At 35.3% G+C, this 17,044-nt stretch carries 14 protein-coding genes and 1 pseudogene; 10 read left to right on the top strand and 5 right to left on the bottom strand.

The window, feature by feature from the left end:
* The first annotated feature begins 46 nt into the window (after nt 1-46).
* The 4 genes and pseudogenes from EAG08_RS15800 to EAG08_RS15785 all read left to right on the top strand — a co-directional run bounded on the left by EAG08_RS15800 (nt 47) and on the right by EAG08_RS15785 (nt 3,217).
* Nucleotides 47-511, top strand: a complete 465-nt coding sequence (locus EAG08_RS15800) for a hypothetical protein (RefSeq protein ID WP_129536270.1) — start codon at nt 47-49, stop codon at nt 509-511.
* 47 nt (nt 512-558) lie between these two features.
* A complete protein-coding gene (gene fahA, locus EAG08_RS15795) occupies nt 559-1,806 on the top strand; it encodes a fumarylacetoacetase (RefSeq protein ID WP_129536269.1) in 1,248 nt (415 codons plus the stop codon).
* 98 nt (nt 1,807-1,904) lie between these two features.
* A pseudogene (locus tag EAG08_RS15790) lies at nt 1,905-2,191 on the top strand (GxxExxY protein); the annotation flags it as partial.
* Nucleotides 2,192-2,395: 204 nt separating this feature from the next.
* Nucleotides 2,396-3,217 (top strand): flavin reductase family protein, encoded by an 822-nt coding sequence (locus EAG08_RS15785; RefSeq protein ID WP_129536268.1) that lies wholly within the window; start codon nt 2,396-2,398, stop codon nt 3,215-3,217.
* 112 nt (nt 3,218-3,329) lie between these two features.
* Here the strand turns inward: EAG08_RS15785 and EAG08_RS15780 are convergent, their stop codons facing one another.
* Nucleotides 3,330-4,178 carry an alpha/beta hydrolase family protein gene (locus EAG08_RS15780; RefSeq protein WP_129536267.1) on the bottom strand — a complete coding sequence of 283 codons (849 nt, stop codon included), beginning with the start codon at nt 4,176-4,178 and terminating at the stop codon, nt 3,330-3,332.
* A gap of 200 nt (nt 4,179-4,378) precedes the next feature.
* Between EAG08_RS15780 and EAG08_RS15775 the strand changes: the two genes are divergently transcribed.
* The 4 genes from EAG08_RS15775 to EAG08_RS15760 all read left to right on the top strand — a co-directional run bounded on the left by EAG08_RS15775 (nt 4,379) and on the right by EAG08_RS15760 (nt 8,621).
* On the top strand, nt 4,379-5,152 hold the full coding sequence (locus EAG08_RS15775; RefSeq protein WP_129536266.1) for a HipA family kinase: 774 nt from the start codon (nt 4,379-4,381) through the stop codon (nt 5,150-5,152).
* Complete coding sequence (locus tag EAG08_RS15770) at nt 5,139-5,522, top strand: DUF3037 domain-containing protein (protein WP_129536265.1); 384 nt, start codon at nt 5,139-5,141, stop codon at nt 5,520-5,522. Before EAG08_RS15775 ends, EAG08_RS15770 begins: the two co-directional genes overlap by 14 nt.
* A gap of 202 nt (nt 5,523-5,724) precedes the next feature.
* Nucleotides 5,725-6,540, top strand: a complete 816-nt coding sequence (locus tag EAG08_RS15765; protein ID WP_129536264.1) for an alpha/beta hydrolase — start codon at nt 5,725-5,727, stop codon at nt 6,538-6,540.
* A 239-nt stretch (nt 6,541-6,779) separates the two neighbouring features.
* A complete protein-coding gene (locus tag EAG08_RS15760) occupies nt 6,780-8,621 on the top strand; it encodes a carbon starvation protein A (protein ID WP_185145169.1) in 1,842 nt (613 codons plus the stop codon).
* 88 nt (nt 8,622-8,709) lie between these two features.
* Here the strand turns inward: EAG08_RS15760 and EAG08_RS15755 are convergent, their stop codons facing one another.
* The 4 genes from EAG08_RS15755 to EAG08_RS15740 all read right to left on the bottom strand — a co-directional run bounded on the left by EAG08_RS15755 (nt 8,710) and on the right by EAG08_RS15740 (nt 13,435).
* Nucleotides 8,710-11,040, bottom strand: coding sequence for an ATP-dependent helicase (locus EAG08_RS15755; RefSeq protein ID WP_129536263.1), 2,331 nt, complete (start codon nt 11,038-11,040; stop codon nt 8,710-8,712).
* Between the two features lie 166 nt (nt 11,041-11,206).
* The gene (locus tag EAG08_RS15750; RefSeq protein ID WP_129536262.1) at nt 11,207-11,575 is read right to left on the bottom strand and encodes a PleD family two-component system response regulator; all 369 of its coding nucleotides are present in this window, start codon (nt 11,573-11,575) and stop codon (nt 11,207-11,209) included.
* Entirely contained in the window at nt 11,568-13,058 is a 1,491-nt protein-coding gene (locus EAG08_RS15745; protein ID WP_129536261.1) for an ATP-binding protein, read from the bottom strand. The genes EAG08_RS15750 and EAG08_RS15745 overlap by 8 nt, the downstream gene beginning before the upstream one ends.
* A 101-nt stretch (nt 13,059-13,159) precedes the next feature.
* Nucleotides 13,160-13,435, bottom strand: a complete 276-nt coding sequence (locus EAG08_RS15740) for a PAS domain-containing protein (protein ID WP_129536260.1) — start codon at nt 13,433-13,435, stop codon at nt 13,160-13,162.
* Between the two features lie 160 nt (nt 13,436-13,595).
* Between EAG08_RS15740 and EAG08_RS15735 the strand changes: the two genes are divergently transcribed.
* Complete coding sequence (locus tag EAG08_RS15735; protein WP_129536259.1) at nt 13,596-14,909, top strand: M16 family metallopeptidase; 1,314 nt, start codon at nt 13,596-13,598, stop codon at nt 14,907-14,909.
* 52 nt (nt 14,910-14,961) lie between these two features.
* Nucleotides 14,962-17,007, top strand: coding sequence for a M16 family metallopeptidase (locus EAG08_RS15730; RefSeq protein WP_129536258.1), 2,046 nt, complete (start codon nt 14,962-14,964; stop codon nt 17,005-17,007).
* Nucleotides 17,008-17,044: the final 37 nt, after the last annotated feature.

Below are 17,044 nucleotides of genomic sequence, written 5' to 3'. Positions count from 1 at the left end.
GTCAGGATGCAGATCTTGACAAAATTTTTTTTACAAACACAAACTCATGAAAAAATTATTCATCTGTACATTATTTTTTATCAGTCTTTTATCTAAGGCTCAAAATTATGCAGCACTAGATAAAATTCTAACTGTTTTGGAGGAAAGAAGAGGTATCAATCAACATCTTGAAAACGTAAGTGTAGAGAATAAAAAATTTGTTCTCATCAAAGATTTCCCAGACCATACAGAAAGAAGTTTCATCATTATCAAAGGGAAAGATGCGACGTACGTTGAAATGTTTGACGATAAAGCGACCGGACAAAGTACATCAAATGTTTTTTCTGGAGATATCATCAGAAAAAAGAATATCATTTCTTTAAGAGCTGATAAACTTGAGAACAAAAAAATTCCGATTCCCGTTTCAAAAACACTTCTTTTAACCAAGCAGAAAGAAATTATCTATCTGATAGACATCAATTCGAGAGACCGATGGATTGATGAAGAATCTTATACTAAAAAATCAAAATAATAACTTTCAAAAAGATTACTTTAAAATCTAAATCAAACTATCACATTATGAAATCATTTGTAGAATATAATTCAAATTCAGACTTTTCGATACACAATATTCCTTTCGGAGTTGCTGTATTTAACAAAGAATTTATCGCCTGTTGTACAAGAATCGGCGACCAGGTTGTTGATCTTGCCCTTTTATACGACCTTTCTTATTTTGAAGAAATCGCAGGTTTAGACGACAATGTTTTCGAAGCATATACTTTAAATGAATTAATTGAATTAGGAAAACCTGTAACCAACGCTGTTCGTTTAAGAATTCAGGAATTATTACAAGAAGGTTCGATTTTATCTAAAGATGAAAAAACCATTGAAGATGCATTCTACGATTTGGATCAGGTAAAAATGATCATGCCGATTCATATTCCAAACTACACAGATTTTTACAGCAGCATCGAACACGCAACAAATGTTGGAAAAATGTTCCGTGACCCAGCAAACGCATTGCTACCAAACTGGAAGCATTTACCGGTAGGTTATCACGGAAGAGCTTCATCGATCGTCGTTTCAGGAACTGAGATTAACCGTCCAAAAGGCCAGATGAAACCTGCCGACGCAGACAAACCTGTTTTCGGACCTTGCAAACAGTTAGATTTTGAATTGGAAATGGCTTTCATCATCAACCAAAATACTGAAATGGGAGAAAGCGTATCTACAAAAGATGCTGAAAATGCCATCTTCGGAATGGTGATTTTCAACGACTGGTCAGCTAGAGATATCCAGTCTTGGGAATATGTTCCGCTAGGACCGTTTTTGGCTAAAAATTTCGGCTCATCAATTTCTCCATGGGTCGTAACTTTGGAAGCCTTGGAACCATTCAGAACTACTTCTCCAACTCAGGAACCTGAAGTTTTGGATTATTTAAAATTTGAAGGGGATAAAAATTATGATATAAATCTTGAAGTGTATATCCAACCTGAAAACGGTGAAGAAAACCTGATTTCAGAAAGCAACTATAAATACATGTACTGGAATATGACGCAGCAATTGGCTCATCATACGGTAAACGGCTGTAATTTGGAAGTTGGAGATATCTACGCAAGTGGAACCATCTCAGGAAACGACCCAAAATCATACGGCTCTATGCTTGAATTGACTTGGAGAGGACAAAACCCAATCACATTAAGCAACGGACAAGAAAGAAAATTCATTGAAAATAACGATACTGTGACCATGAAAGCTTGGGCAGAAAAAGATGGTATGAGAGTAGGTTTTGGCGAGGTTTCTGGTAAAATTATTCCAACTAAATAGATTTAATTTTAAACACTTAAGTATTTTTAAGTTAAAAGGCAATGAATATTTTAAGTTCACTTTAGTTTTTTGAAAATCTCTGATTTTCTTTTTTAAACATGATTACACAAAAACTCATCAATGACATTTCATATAAAGTTGTTGGAGCTTGTATTGAAGTTCATAAATTGGCCGGTCCCGGTTTGTATGAAGAAGTATATCATCAATGTTTAGAAAAAAAATTTAATTTAGTAGGTTTAAAATACAAAAGTGAACTTGAAATACCATTTTCATACAAGGGTGAGAAAGTAAATTGAAATGTGATTTTTTAATTAAAGATTTAATTGTTTTAGAATTAAAATCGGTTTCAGAGATTCATCCAATTCATAAAGCACAGACAATGAATTACATGAATTTACTTAAAGTACCAAGATCAATTTTAGTAAACTTCAATGTAATAAATCTTTATCATGAAGGTTATGAATCTTTTGCTTCAAAACTATTTAAAGAACTTCCGAAAGGATGAAAATCGCAGATTTTCAAAACTTAAGTGCACTTAATATACGCAATTATAATACTTAAAATAACTTAAGTGTTAAGATATAAAAAAATGAAAACACTCATCCCATCAGAAATATCGTCAGTTCAACTACAAACCATCATGCAGACCGCCGTTTCACCGCGACCGATTGCATTAGCTTCTACAGTTGACAAAGATGGAAACAGTAATTTATCGCCGTTCAGTTTTTTTAATATGTTCAGTACGGTGCCACCGATTTTGATTTTTTCACCATCGAGAAGAGTTCGGGATAATACCACAAAACATACTTTAGAAAACGTTCTAGAAGTTCCTGAAGTAGTAATTGGAACCGTAAATTTTCCTATTGTACAGCAAATTTCTTTAGCATCAACAGAATATGGAGATGATGTCAATGAGTTCATCAAATCTGGTTTGACAATGAAAGGCGCTGATTTGGTGAAGCCTAAATTGATCGAAGAATGTCCTGTAAATTTTGAATGTAAGGTTTTAGAAATAAAATCTTTAGGAGATCAAGGGGGCGCAGGAAATTTGGTCATCTGTGAAGTTAAAAAAATTCACATCAGAGAAGAATATCTGAACGAAGAAGGAAATCTTGATCAAGCAAAATTAGACATGGTTGCTCGTTTGGGCGGAAATTGGTATTCAAGAAATAATGAAAACAATCTTTTTGAAGTTCCAAAACCTTTGGTTACAAAAGGAATTGGTTTTGATCTTCTTCCCGATGCTATAAAATACAGCAAAGTCTTTACAGGCAATGATTTGGGAATGTTAGCCAATGTGGAAGTTCTACCTTCAGAAAATTATCATGATGATGAAAATGTTCATCTGGAAGCTCAGAAACTTTTGCTTGACAGTAAAATTGAGGAAGCTTGGATGATTTTAGTAAAATAAGATTTTTGAACCATTAAGATTTTTATTAGGAAATTAAATCGAGCTTCGCTTAAAGCAGTAATACTTATCAAAAAAATTCAACATAAAATGAGTGAAAATTTTCACTCATTTTTTATTCATTCACAATTTTATCGTTGATAAATTCAATACATTTTTCGATCACTTTATTTAAATCTTTAGGTAGAGTTTCTTCCTTCCAAGGTTCTTTTGCACCGAAAACGTGATTGGCATTTTCAATTAAATATAATTCCGAATTAGGATTTAAAACATGCAAATGTTCTGCATTTTTCACATTTACGCCTTCGTCTAAAGTACCATGAATAATCAAAACATGAGCTTTTGCCATTTCCATGGAACGTTCTACGTCGAAGCGATGCGGATCATTAGCAAAATCTTCGTAGAATTGATAAAAGTGAGGCATTTGTTGTTTTGTTCTTCCGTTTTCAACATAATAAACTCCTTCTTTTTTCCAATTCTCAAAAGCTTCATCTTTCGGGAAACGTTCGAGATTATCTACACTTGCTAACGTAATTAATCCATTGATTCTAATATCTTCGCAAGTTTTAATAATAGAAATTCCTCCTCCTCGACTATGCCCGATCAAAACTATTTTTTGATCATCCACTTTTGGATCTTTAGTAAAATGATTTAAAACTACATCCAAATCCGAAAGCTCTTTCGAATAATTATTATTTCCAAAAGCTTCTAAATCATCAAAACCATTAGGATTTTCAATTGTAGTTCCGTTATGGGAAAAATTAAATTTAACAAAGAAAAAACCTGCCTCTGCAAATTTCTCAGCCATCAAATTCCATGCGCCCCAATCTTTATAGCCTTTATAGCCATGTACGAAAATCACTAAGGGAAGTTCATTTTCGATTTCAGGATAATAAGCGTCGGCAAGAAAATCTTTGGTTTCTGGATTTGAGAGTTGTATGTTGAGGTTTTTTGTGATCTTCATATTTTTTTGTATCTGATATTTTTTTGTCAGCCCATAAGATGCATATTCTGTTTTAAATTACCACTGCATAGATTCCTACGGAAGAACAAACTGTGTTTGCATTTTAAAAAAATCTGACTTTATAATTACTTTAAATTGATTTTTACTTAAAAATAGTACAATTAGAATTAAACACAAAGTAAAAATCTTATTTTTGCGTTATGTTGGATTTAAGAACGGTTACCGTACAGCGCTATATTCTTCCGCTCCGGGAGGGTGGTTCGCTTCCTGCTTTGGCGGAGGCTGATGATGATTTTAAATATGTTTTAAAATTCCGTGGTGCAGGTCATGGCGTGAAAATGTTGATTTCAGAACTTTTGGGCGGAAAAATCACAGAAGCTTTAGGTTTAAAAATTCCGGAACTCGTTTTTGCGAATCTCCATGTCGATTTCGGAAGAACGGAAGCCGATGAAGAAATTCAGGATTTACTAAAGAACTCTGAAGGCTTAAATTTAGGTTTACATTATCTTTCAGAATCGATAGCCTTTGATTCAAGCATTAAAGTAGATCCGCTTTTAGCCTCAAAAATAGTCTGGCTGGATGCTTTTATTACCAATATCGACCGTACTTTTAAGAATACCAATCTTTTGATGTGGCATAAAGAATTGTGGGTAATTGACAACGGCGCTTCATTTTACTTCCATCATTCGTGGCAGAATTTTGACACGGCGGCGAAAACTCCGTTTAAATATGTAAAAGATCACGTTCTTCTTCCTCAAGCAACAAAATTAGATGAAGCCGAAAAATTTGCACATGAAGTTTTAAATGATGAGATTTTCAGAGAGATTGTTAATTTAATTCCGCAAGATTGGCTACATTGGGACGACGCTGAAGAAAATCCGGATGAAATACGTGAAGTATATTTCAATTTCCTGAAAACACGCCTAGAAAATTCTCAAATCTTTGTAAACGAAGCCAAAAATGCAAGAGGATAAAATATACGAATACGCCGTTATACGCCTGGTGCCAAAGGTTGAGAGAGAAGAGTTTTTCAACATCGGGCTGATTATGTTTTCGAAAAGGGAAAAATTTATTCGCGTAGAGTTTTACTTGTGTCCTGATAAATTTAAACTGATCAAAAGTAAACTTGATTACGATGACATCATCAAAAATCTGGAAAGTTTTAAAAATATTGCAGAAGGAAAAAAGGATGGCGGCCCAATTGCAACTCTTGATATTCCCGACAGATTCCGTTGGTTGACCGCTGTGAGAAGTGCTGTGGTACAAACGTCAAGGCCTCATCCGGGAAAATCTAAAGATCTGGAAATTACTTTTGGTAAACTTTTTGAGGAGTTAGTGAAATAACATACCTCAACAATTTATTTATGAATTCAGCGACAAACAATACAAATATCAGCAGGTTTTTCTAAACCTGTTTTTTATTTTCTTTTTTTCAGCATCCCTATTTTCACAGACAACAAAAAGTACTTTACTTCAGGAGAAGACTGCCGTTTCTGAAAATATTACCTACAAAAAAGACGACAAAGGCAAGGATTTACAATTAGATATGTACAGACCGAAAAATTCAGGTCAGGAAAAATTACCGGTTGTTATTTTTCTGCATGGTGGCGCTTGGGCTCTTGGAGATAAGGTCATAGCTCCGGATAATTATATTGAGCAGACCATTCTAAAGCTTACAGAAAAAAACTATGCAGTTTTAAGTGTCAATTATCGTTTGGTAAGTGATTATGTTCATTTTCCAGGTCCAATTGAAGATTCTAAAGATGCAGTAAAATGGGTGAGAAAAAATGCCGATCAATATGGTTTTGATGTTGAAAATATTGGTTATTGGGGTGTTTCTGCCGGAGCTCACCTTTCTTTACTTTCTGCTTACACTCCTGATAACGAATTTGTGGGAGATCAGGAGCTTTCGAAATACTCAGGAAAAGTAAATTATGTAGTTGACAATTTCGGACCGACTGATATGAACCGACTTCTTCACACCAGAGCACCGAAGCCTTTACTATTTATCGTTGGTTTAATCTCGAAAAAGATTATCGACATCAGAACCAAAATTGCAAAAGGAATGACTGGCTACGACGTTAATACTGAAAGAAAAAAAGTCATTAAAGCCTGCAAGACCATTTCACCACTTTACTACACGGAAAATACAGTTCCTACATTGATATTGCACGGTAACAAAGATAAAATTGCACCCATCAGACATTCAAAAAGGCTAAATAAGATGCTGGATAAAACTAAAACTACACACGAACTTATTATTGTCAAAAAAGGAAATCATGGTTTTAAAGACACAGACAAAGCCTATCAGGACGAGCTTAATAATGCGATGGTTAATTTTATTGTGTCTCAAATCAAGTAGAATTTCAAATATAATTAAAATTATAAACAATGTCTTTTTTCAAAAAGAAGCAATAATTTAAATATTTGTAAATCATTTATTTAAATTAAATAATATTAAATTAAATCGATAAATTTGCTAAATTGATATATATATCCATTCATTTTATATTGAAAATAAGTACCTTGGCCAAACGCTTACATTATTAATAATAAATAAGCAAAAACCCTAATTATTTACTCATATAAAATCGAAATGACATGGAATTTCTAAATGGAATTAATGCACTGACCTTGGTGTTCACATCACTGCTCATCTTTGCAATTGCTTACCGTTTTTACGGAATTTATTTAGCGAACAAAGTTCTTCGTTTAAATGACAAAAACACAACCCCAGCAGTCGAGTTTGCAGATGGAAAAGATTACGTCGCAACCAATAAAAATGTACTTTTCGGACATCACTTCGCAGCAATTGCTGCGGCTGGACCATTGGTTGGGCCGGTATTGGCAGCACAATTTGGTTATCTTCCGGGCGCTATCTGGATTTTGATTGGCTGTGTTTTGGGAGGTGGAGTTCATGATATGGTTGTACTTTTTGCATCAGTAAGACATAAAGGACAAAGTTTAGCGACCATCGCATCCAAAGAAATTGGCAAAACTACCGGAACTGTTGCCGGTTTTGCGATTTTATTTATCTTAATTTTAACGCTTGCAGGATTATCATTAGCTTGTATCAATGCAATGCATGAGGCTTCTTGGTCATTGTTTACAGTTGTTATTACCATGCCGATTGCGATTATCATGGGATTGATCATGCGTTACAGAAAAAACTCAGTGACTTTCGCAAGTATTCTTGGTGGTGTTCTATTGATTGCAGGAATTATTGGCGGACACAGTTTAATGCAGAATGAAACCATGAACAATATGTTTACTTGGGACATTACAACCATTTCTATTGCGATTCCTTTATATGGATTTTTGGCTTCCGTACTTCCGGTTTGGCTGCTTTTGGTACCGAGAGATTACCTTTCCACTTATTTAAAAATCGGAACGATTATCATGTTAGCTATCGGTGTAATTGTGATTCATCCGACGATTCAAATGCCAGCTTTAACTGAATTTATCAACGGTGGTGGCCCCGTAATTGGTGGTCCGGTATTACCTTTTATCTTTATTGTGATTGCATGTGGAGCGATTTCTGGATTTCACGCTGTAATTGCGACGGGTACGACTCCAAAAATGCTGAACAGAGAAAAAGAAATTCTGTTTGTAGGTTACGGAGCGATGCTTGTAGAAGGTTTCGTAGCCTTAATGGCTTTAATTGCCGCTTGTACTTTGATGCCTGGAGATTATTTTGCCATCAACACCCCAAAAGATACCTATGATGCTTTTCTAGCAACACATCCAAGTTTACACGGCGTTGATATTGATTATTTCTCAGAAAGAATCGGGATTGATTTGCATGGAAGAACCGGAGGTGCCGTTTCTCTGGCTGTCGGGATGGCGCATATTTTCAATAAAATCCCATATATGGATCAGCTGATGGCGTATTGGTACAACTTTGCGATTATGTTTGAAGCGGTGTTTATTTTAACAGCCATTGATGCAGGAACTCGTGTCGGAAGATTCTTTCTACAGGAAATGTTGGGTTCTGTGATTCCTAAATTTAATGATAAAAACTGGACGCCTGGAATTATCATCAGCAGTTTGCTCTTTACATTTGCTTGGGGGTACCTGGTTTTCACCGGAAACGTAAGCAGTATCTGGCCACTCTTCGGAATCAGTAATCAGTTGCTCGCCGCTTGTGGATTAATTGTCTGTACAACAATGCTTATTCGTCTCAATCGAGGAAAATATGCGCTCTGCTCGGCAATTCCGGGAGTTTTTATGGCGATTATTACATTTTGGGCAGGCTACATTCAGGTGATGGATATTTACATTCCAAAACAGCAGTATTTATTGGCGACTTTAGCGGTTGTGGCAATGGTGTTGATGCTCATTGTTTTCGTTGGTGCTTTTAGAAAATGGTACCAGCTGCTTCAAGTTAAAACTTCACACACTGATTTCTATGGAGAGACGGTGAAAGAATTAGTAGAAAGATAATTATGTCTTAAAACAATAGAACCAAAAATTTAAAGGCGCAATGAGTATTGCGCCTTTATTATTTCAATATGATAAATAGTATTCTTAATTATATCTTTGTCAGCTTAGCATATTTCAAAATCAAGTTCTTCTCACCTTCGTGTAAGAAAACCACTTTTGCTTTGATATTCTGCGGATCAGTTCCATCCAAGAATTTCACTTCACCAATTCCGAAGCGGTCATGTCTCACTTTGTCACCAACCTCAATATCCTGCGAAGAAGCACCGCTTGGATTAATGATTTTTGCTGTGGCTACAGGTTTTAGTTTTCTTGGTTCAGCAATAGGTTTATCATTTTCGCTTTTAGAGATGGTCTTCTTTTCTACTTTTTTAAAGCTTCTCATTTCTGAAGGATGTTCATCAAAAATATTGGACGTAATCCCTGCATTGTTTATAAATCTCTTTTCGATCGCCGGATTTAAAAATTCAATGTACTCTTCATCCACTTCACTCAAAAACCTTGAAGGTTCGGCATCGGTAATTTTCCCCCATTGAAAACGAGAAACTGCATACGAGAAAAATGCCTGTTTTTCAGCTCTTGTCAACGCAACATAGAACAAACGTCTTTCTTCTTCTAAATCTTCGCGGGTTGCCGAACTCATAAAACTTGGGAACAGATTTTCCTCTAATCCAACCAAATGAACAACTGGAAATTCCAGACCTTTTGAAAGGTGAATGGTCATCAGAGAAACCATGTCTTCATTATCATCTTTCCTTTGAGTATCGGCAGAAAGTGCAATATTTTCAAGGAAATTCGGCAAACTCGGATCTCCATCTTCTATTTGTTGCTGTTCTTCGATAAAACCCTGCATCGAGTTCATTAATTCCTGCACGTTTTCTACACGGGAAATTCCTTCGGGAGTCTGATCATCCTTTAAAAATTTAATCAAACCGCTTCGCTTAGCCACTTCCATTGCAACGCTGTATGCCGTCTCAGTTTTAAGCAAAACCTGAAATGCTTTGATCATCGACCAAAAATCACTCAGCTTAGTTAAAACTCCATTATTAAATTTTAATTGTGGTGCATATATTCCGAGATTATCTAAAACTTTAGACACCGGTAGATTTTGCGAATCTGCAAAAACAATTAATTTATTCTGAGTAGTCTCACCAATTCCTCTTGTTGGATAATTGATGATTCTCATTAAGGCTTCAGAATCATTTTCATTCACCAAAAGACGTAGATAACCGATCAAATCTTTTACCTCTTTCCTTTGGTAGAAAGACAAACCTCCATACACTTTATAAGGAATATTTTTTCTTCTCAAAGAGTCTTCAAAAGCTCTTGTCTGAGAGTTGGTACGGTATAAAATCGCAAAATCACTGAATTTTTTCTGTTCTCTGTTACTCAGTTCCCAAATATTTCCAGCTACGAAATTGGCTTCATCAGCATCAGAAAGCGAACGGTACACCTTGATTTTTTCACCTTCTTCATTTTCACTGAAAACATTTTTCTTAAACTGTTGCAAGTTTTTAGCAATCACTGCATTCGCAGCATTTACAATATTTTGTGTCGAACGGTAATTTTGCTCCAACGAAACCGTTACTGCGTCCGGATAATCTTTTTTAAAGTTTAAAATATTGTAAATATTCGCACCTCGGAAAGAGTAAATCGACTGTGCATCGTCTCCCACCACACAAATATTTTCAAATTTTGAGGCTAAAGCTTTCACAATCAAATATTGAGAGTGATTCGTATCTTGGTACTCATCGACCAAAATATATCTGAATCTGTCCTGATATTTTGCTAAAACTTCCGGAAATCTTGTTAAAAGCTCATTGGTTTTCAACAATAAATCATCAAAATCCATTGAACCGTTTTTATAACAAGCTTCTACATATTTCTCATAAATCTTTCCAATGAATTTCATGTTGGCTTTTTCGTCAGCTTCCATTAATTCTGGATTGTTGTAATATGCTTTTACAGTAATCAGGTTATTTTTATAATTTGAAATCCTGGACTGAACTTTTTTAGGCTTGTATAGATCGGCATCAATATTCATGTCTTTCAATACTTTTCTGATGACGTTCAAAGCATCTTGTTGATCGTAAATTGTAAAGTTCGAAGGATAACCCAAATAATGCGCTTCACTTCTCAGAATTCTTGCAAAAACCGAGTGAAAAGTTCCCATCCAAAGACTTCTCGCATTGCTTTGTCCCACCACTTTTGCAATACGTTCTTTCATTTCTTTTGCCGCCTTATTGGTAAAGGTCAATGCCAGAATATTGAAAGGATCTACACCATTGGTAATCAAATGAGCAATACGCATTGTCAATACACGCGTTTTTCCGGAACCAGCACCTGCAAGCACCATCAGAGGTCCTTGTAAAGTGGTAACGGCTTCATATTGTGATTCGTTGAGTCCTTTCAGATAATCCATACAGCAAAAAAAATTTGGGAACACAAAATTAGTGTATTATAAGGAGAATTCAAATTATGAATTTAAATGTTCAGTTTTAGAATTTGAGAATAATTTCTTTAAAAAATTAAACAAAAAAAATCAGCAAAATAAAATTCCGCTGATTTATATATATTTTAGCATTCAATTATTTAGCGTAAGTTTTCAGTCTGTCTACCATATCACCTAAGTCAAAAGGTTTTGCAATAAAAGCATCAGCTCCGGCATCTAAGGCAGACTGCTCCAATCCACGACTCGCTGACATAATAAGTACAGGAATATCTCTTAAATTTTCATCTGCTTTGATTTCTTTGCAGATATCTCTTCCATCTTCTCCGGAAAGCCACATATCCATTAAAATCACATTGGGTTTAGAATCTGCATTCAATGTCTTCAGCATATCTGAGCCTTTATAAAATTTTTCAATCTCAAATCCTTCAAAATCAAGCATCATTTCTATTGAATCTACGATTGCAGGACTGTCATCTACCACTAAAACTTTTGTTGCGTTAGGCATTTTGTTGTACGTTTTTACTTTTGGGGATTTCGAAGCAAAAATCAGACCCTTTTCCTTCTGTTGATGCTAAGAAAATGCGACCACCAGACCTTTTAATAATCTCAGAAGAAATATAAAGTCCCAGCCCGAGTCCCGGAAAAGTATGCTCTTTTGAACCGCTCACTCTATAATATTGCTCAAAAACTTTCTTGTGTTTATCTGATGGAATACCAATTCCGAAATCTTTCACACTGTAAGTGACTTTATTATCTTTTAATTTTGTGGAAACGATTACCTGATCTGCATCAGGAGAATATTTTATAGCATTGCTGATCAGATTACTCATCACCTGAGAAATGCGGTGACGGTCTGCGTAAACAGCTCCTATCTGAGATGGATGGAGGATTATTTTGTGTCTTGAGGTCATCTGCTGCTCGGCAACAATTTCTTCAGTGAGTAGATCAAAATCAAACTCAGATTCATTCAGCTGTATTTTACCGTTTTGTATTTTGGTGACATCAAGTAAATCGCTGATTAAAACCGTCAACAGATCGATTTGACCATCCATTTTTCTGGCAACTTCAGCGTTCTTCAAATCATCTTTTTTAACGAGATTCTTCTCGATAAATTGAGTGTAAATTTTTAAACTCGTCAAAGGAGTTTTCAGCTCGTGGCTGGCTATTCCAAGGAAATTATCTTTTTGGGTCTGCAGTTGTTTGAAATCATCGATATCGGTAAATGTACCGATCCATTGTTTGATATCACCATTTTCATCAAAAGCGGGAGCTGCTCTTCCTAAAAACCATCTATAAACTTCAGGATTATCAGGATCTAAAAACTGATATTCCATTTCAAAAGAATTTCCGGTTTTCAAGCTTTCTGCCCAGACTACCTCTACCTGCTCATAAACCTCGGCTTTAATAACCCTTTTTACTCCCTCTGCAGGATCTTCATTTTTATCAAAACCTGTGTATCTGTACCAATTTTCGTTCATGTAGGTCATTTTACCATCTTTATCGCAAGTCCAGACAAATTGGGGCATCGAATCTGCCAAGTCTCTGAATCTCTCTTCTCTTTTCTGAATTTCTTCACGGGCAATCACCAAATCTGTAACATCAACCGCCATATTATGAATAGCGTACACTTCACCATCAGCATTTTTTAGTGGTTTGTAAGAAAAATTAAAATAATACGTCTGAAGTTTTCCGTCTACAACTAAATCTACCCGATCTTCAGTTGCTGTGTAGGCAATTCCTGTTTTAAAAATATCTTTGAGGATACCAATAAATGGCTGACCTTCCAGTTCGGGCAAAGCGTCTTCTAATTTAAGTCCTATGACTGAAGCATCTTTACCCCAGGTTTTCAGCATTAAATCATTCGCTAATTCTATGTATAATTCGTCTGAACGATAAATTGCCGTGGAATAATCTGAATTTTTAATTAAATCTTCAAATCTGTACTCACTTTCTTTTAATTTTCTTTCGGAGATTACATGTTCGGTCATTTCTGTTGCTACAACACTTACTCCGATTACCTTTTTTTCGTCGTTGAAAACTGGAGAATAGATAAAATTGAAAAAATGTTCTTCTAAAATCCCTGATTTTTCTAAAAAACAGGAAGCCTATCGCCTTTGAAAACTTCACCTCCTCTGTAGACATTATCAAAAATTTCTACAAAGCCCTGAGATTTTACTTCTGGCAAAGCTTCAAACAAAGACATGCCAATAACTGATGAATCTCGTCCCCACAATTCTAAAATCTGCGGATTGGCATTTTGTATAATCAAATCATCACCAACCAGCAAACACATTGCAACCGGAGCCTGGCTAAAGAGTGTAATCAATGATTCCGGTGAAACATTTTGTTCTAGAAAATTTTTCATGGAGGATAGCCTTAATAAGCTTCAAATTTAATTTTTATATGATGAAATTTATATGATTTGAGTCAAATCTATATTCTAACTTTTAAAACTACAAAATTTTATTAAAAATTTGTAACAATTCATGTATTTTTGGCACTCATTGACAAAACAATTTCTATTTATGAAAAAACGACTTCTTAGTGTTGCAGCTGCTGCTTTTTTTGGAGTAATGCTGAATGCACAACAAATCAAATTCGAAGAGTATGATTTACCAAACGGTATGCACGTAATCCTTCATCAAGATAATACTGCTCCCGTAGTTACTACAGCGGTAATGTATCACGTTGGTGGTAAAGACGAAATAAAAGGAAGAACTGGTTTTGCACACTTTTTTGAGCACCTTTTATTTGAAGGAACTCCAAACATCAAAAGAGGAGAATGGTTTAAAATCGTATCTTCAAACGGAGGACAAAACAATGCTAACACAAGCATGGACAGAACGTATTATTACGAAACTTTCCCTTCAAACAATGAACAATTGGGTCTTTGGATGGAAGCTGAAAGATTGCGTCATGCAGAAATTAACCAAATTGGTGTAGATACCCAGAGAGAGGTTGTAAAAGAAGAGAAAAGATTAAGAATGGATAATTCCCCTTATGGAAATCTTTTCAACACCATTCAGCAGAATCTTTTCACCAATCACCCGTACCACGGATCTGTAATTGGTTCTATTGAAGATTTGAACGGTGCTAAACTGGACGAGTTCAAGGCTTTCTATAAAAAATATTATGTTCCAAACAACGCTACCTTAGTCGTTGCCGGAGACATCAAGCCTGAACAGACTAAAAAATGGATTCTTGAATATTACGGAAGCATCCCTAAAGGTGAAGTAACCCCTAAAAACTTCCCTAAAGATGAGCCTATCACAAAGGAAAAAGAAGTAACTGCGACTGATGCAAATATCCAGCTTCCTGCATATATTTTTGCTTACAGAACGCCAAGTAATAAAGAAAGAGATGCTTATGTTTTAGATATGCTTTCTTCTTATTTAAGTAATGGTAAATCTTCAGTTTTATATAAAAAATTGGTAGATCAGGATAAAAAAGCACTTCAGGTAGCGGCTTTCAACCAAGGTATGGAAGATTACAGTGTATTTGCATTTTTTGCAATCCCGATGGGAGCTACAACGAAGCAGGTTTTACAGAATGACATCGATGCTGAAATTAAAAAAGTACAGACTACTTTAATTTCTGACGAAGATTATCAAAAACTTCAAAACCAATATGAGAATCAGTTTGTGAATACCAATTCTAGTATTCAAGGGATTGCTTCTTCATTGGCGACGAGCCACGTTTTGATGGGAGATACCAATTTAATCAACAAAGAAATAGACATCTACAAATCTATTACGAAGCAAGATTTGCAAAATGCTGCTAAAAAGTATCTTAATTCTAACCAAAGAGTAATCATCAATTACGTACCTGAAAAAAAATAATCTCTTTTAGACCTTACGTTTTAAAAGAATGATTACAATTAAATTTTTACAAATGAAAAAGCAATTAACCTATATAGCAGTAGCATTTTTATTCACAGGAATGCTTTCTGCACAAAAAATTGATCTTAATGCAATGCCAAAAGCAGGTCCTACACCTGCAATCAACATTGCTCAGCCAAAAACTTTCCAATTAAAGAACGGTTTAACAGTAATGGTAGTTGAAAACAACAAACTGCCAAGAGTAAACATGAGTCTTTCTATGGACAGACAACCTTACTTCGAAGGGAACATCGCAGGAGTAAGCGAAATCATGGCAAGCCAGCTTGATAACGGAACAACCACATTGAGCAAAGACGAATTTAACAAGAAAATAGATTACCTGGGAGCAAGCTTAAACTTCTCTTCTGCAGGAGCTTCTGCCAATTCTCTTTCAAAATATTTCCCACAGGTATTGACTTTGATGTCTGATGCCATCATTAATCCTAAATTCTCTGCAGACGAAATTGAAACTGCAAAACAAAGAACCATCGAAGGATTAAAATCTGAAGAGAAAAATGCTTCTTCTATTGCTTCAAGAGTTTCTAATGCATTGGCTTACGGAAAAAACACTTCCAGAGGTGAATTTGAGACAGAAGAATCTATCAAAAAAATCACATTGGCAGACGTACAAAACGTTTACAAAAAATACTACGCTCCAGATAATGCTTATTTGGTAATCGTTGGTGATGTGAAACTAGATCAGATCAAACCTTTGGTTGAAAAAACATTCAATAACTGGAAAAAAGCAGATACTAAATTTGCAGCTCTTGAACCAGCTACGAATGTTGCTAAAACTGAAATCAACGTGGTAGATGTACCTTCTGCTGTGCAGTCTGTAGTTTCTGTAGGAAACCTTACTTCATTGAAGATGAGCGATCCTAATTACTTTCCTGCAACAATTGCCAACTATATTCTTGGTGGTGGTGGTGAAGCCAGACTTTTCATGAATCTTCGTGAGAAAAACGGTTTTACGTATGGTGCATACTCAAGCATGACGGCAAGCAAATATTCTCCTGATTTTTCAGCTGAAGCAAGCGTAAGAAATGAAGTTACAGATAAGGCCGTTAAAGAATTCATGAATGAACTCAATGGAATTTCTATGGTAAAACCTGAAGAATTGGCTAACGCTAAAGCTAAATTGAAAGGAAGTTTCATCATGGCTCTTGAGCAACCTGCAACAATCGCAAGATTTGCTGTAAACCAAAAGGTAAACAATCTTCCTGCAGATTTCTATACCAACTATCTGAAGTCAATCGATAAAGTAACTGCTGCTGATGTTTCAAATGCTGTAAAAGCGAATATTTTACCAAACCAAAGCAGAATTTTCATCGCTGGTAAAGCGTCTGATATTTCTGAAGGATTGGAGAAATTAGGATATCCCGTAAAATATTTTGATGCAAATGCTAACCCTGTTGCAAAACCAGTTGCTCAAAAAGTTGACGCCAACGTAACAGTAGCTTCTGTTGTAGACAAATACATCACTGCTATCGGCGGAAAAGCTAATTTAGCTAAAGTTGCATCTTATACAATGAACGCGGTAATGTCTGTACAAGGACAAAATATTGATTTCAAAACAGTCAAAGCACAAGGTGGAAAAGAATTGACTGTATTATCAATGATGGGACAAACTGTTCAAAAGCAGGTTTTTGATGGTAAAACAGGTTATTCTGAACAAGGTGGTCAAAAAGTAGTAATGACTAAAGAAGAAATTGCTGACAACCTAAAAAACACTGAACTTTTCGAAGAATTAGCTTTTGCTAAATCTGCAGATTACAAATTGGCAGGAATTGAGAAAATCAACGGTGAAGATTCTTACGCAATCAAAACTGCTGACAAAGCTTATTTTTACAGTGTAAAAACAGGTCTTAAAACCGGAGAAACTGAAACTGTAAAAGCTCAAGGACAAGATATGACAGTACCAACCACATTTGCTGATTATAAAGATGTATCTGGTGTGAAAATGCCTTACACAATCAATATCAACCAAATGGGTATGGACATGACCATGAAAGTAAAATCTTACGAAGTAAACCAGGCAAAAGACACTGATTTCAAATAAGATCATAGATATTATTAAAAAAGCGGCGACAATTGTT

Source organism: Chryseobacterium sp. 3008163 (assembly GCF_003669035.1).
Taxonomy (GTDB): Bacteria; Bacteroidota; Bacteroidia; order Flavobacteriales; family Weeksellaceae; genus Chryseobacterium.
Note: the sequence above shows the minus strand (reverse complement) of the source record. Positions and strands in the feature narration are given on the sequence as shown.

Excerpts from the sequence above, each read along its gene's own strand:
- EAG08_RS15800 (WP_129536270.1), top strand. The coding sequence starts at position 47 with ATGAAAAAATTATTCATCTGTACATTATTTTTTATCAGTCTTTTATCT.
- fahA (WP_129536269.1), top strand. The coding sequence starts at position 559 with ATGAAATCATTTGTAGAATATAATTCAAATTCAGACTTTTCGATACAC.
- EAG08_RS15785 (WP_129536268.1), top strand. The coding sequence starts at position 2,396 with ATGAAAACACTCATCCCATCAGAAATATCGTCAGTTCAACTACAAACC.
- EAG08_RS15780 (WP_129536267.1), bottom strand. The coding sequence starts at position 4,178 with ATGAAGATCACAAAAAACCTCAACATACAACTCTCAAATCCAGAAACC.
- EAG08_RS15775 (WP_129536266.1), top strand. The coding sequence starts at position 4,379 with ATGTTGGATTTAAGAACGGTTACCGTACAGCGCTATATTCTTCCGCTC.
- EAG08_RS15770 (WP_129536265.1), top strand. The coding sequence starts at position 5,139 with ATGCAAGAGGATAAAATATACGAATACGCCGTTATACGCCTGGTGCCA.
- EAG08_RS15765 (WP_129536264.1), top strand. The coding sequence starts at position 5,725 with ATGTACAGACCGAAAAATTCAGGTCAGGAAAAATTACCGGTTGTTATT.
- EAG08_RS15760 (WP_185145169.1), top strand. The coding sequence starts at position 6,780 with ATGGAATTTCTAAATGGAATTAATGCACTGACCTTGGTGTTCACATCA.
- EAG08_RS15755 (WP_129536263.1), bottom strand. The coding sequence starts at position 11,040 with ATGGATTATCTGAAAGGACTCAACGAATCACAATATGAAGCCGTTACC.
- EAG08_RS15750 (WP_129536262.1), bottom strand. The coding sequence starts at position 11,575 with ATGCCTAACGCAACAAAAGTTTTAGTGGTAGATGACAGTCCTGCAATC.
- EAG08_RS15745 (WP_129536261.1), bottom strand. The coding sequence starts at position 13,058 with ATGACCGAACATGTAATCTCCGAAAGAAAATTAAAAGAAAGTGAGTAC.
- EAG08_RS15740 (WP_129536260.1), bottom strand. The coding sequence starts at position 13,435 with ATGAAAAATTTTCTAGAACAAAATGTTTCACCGGAATCATTGATTACA.
- EAG08_RS15735 (WP_129536259.1), top strand. The coding sequence starts at position 13,596 with ATGAAAAAACGACTTCTTAGTGTTGCAGCTGCTGCTTTTTTTGGAGTA.
- EAG08_RS15730 (WP_129536258.1), top strand. The coding sequence starts at position 14,962 with ATGAAAAAGCAATTAACCTATATAGCAGTAGCATTTTTATTCACAGGA.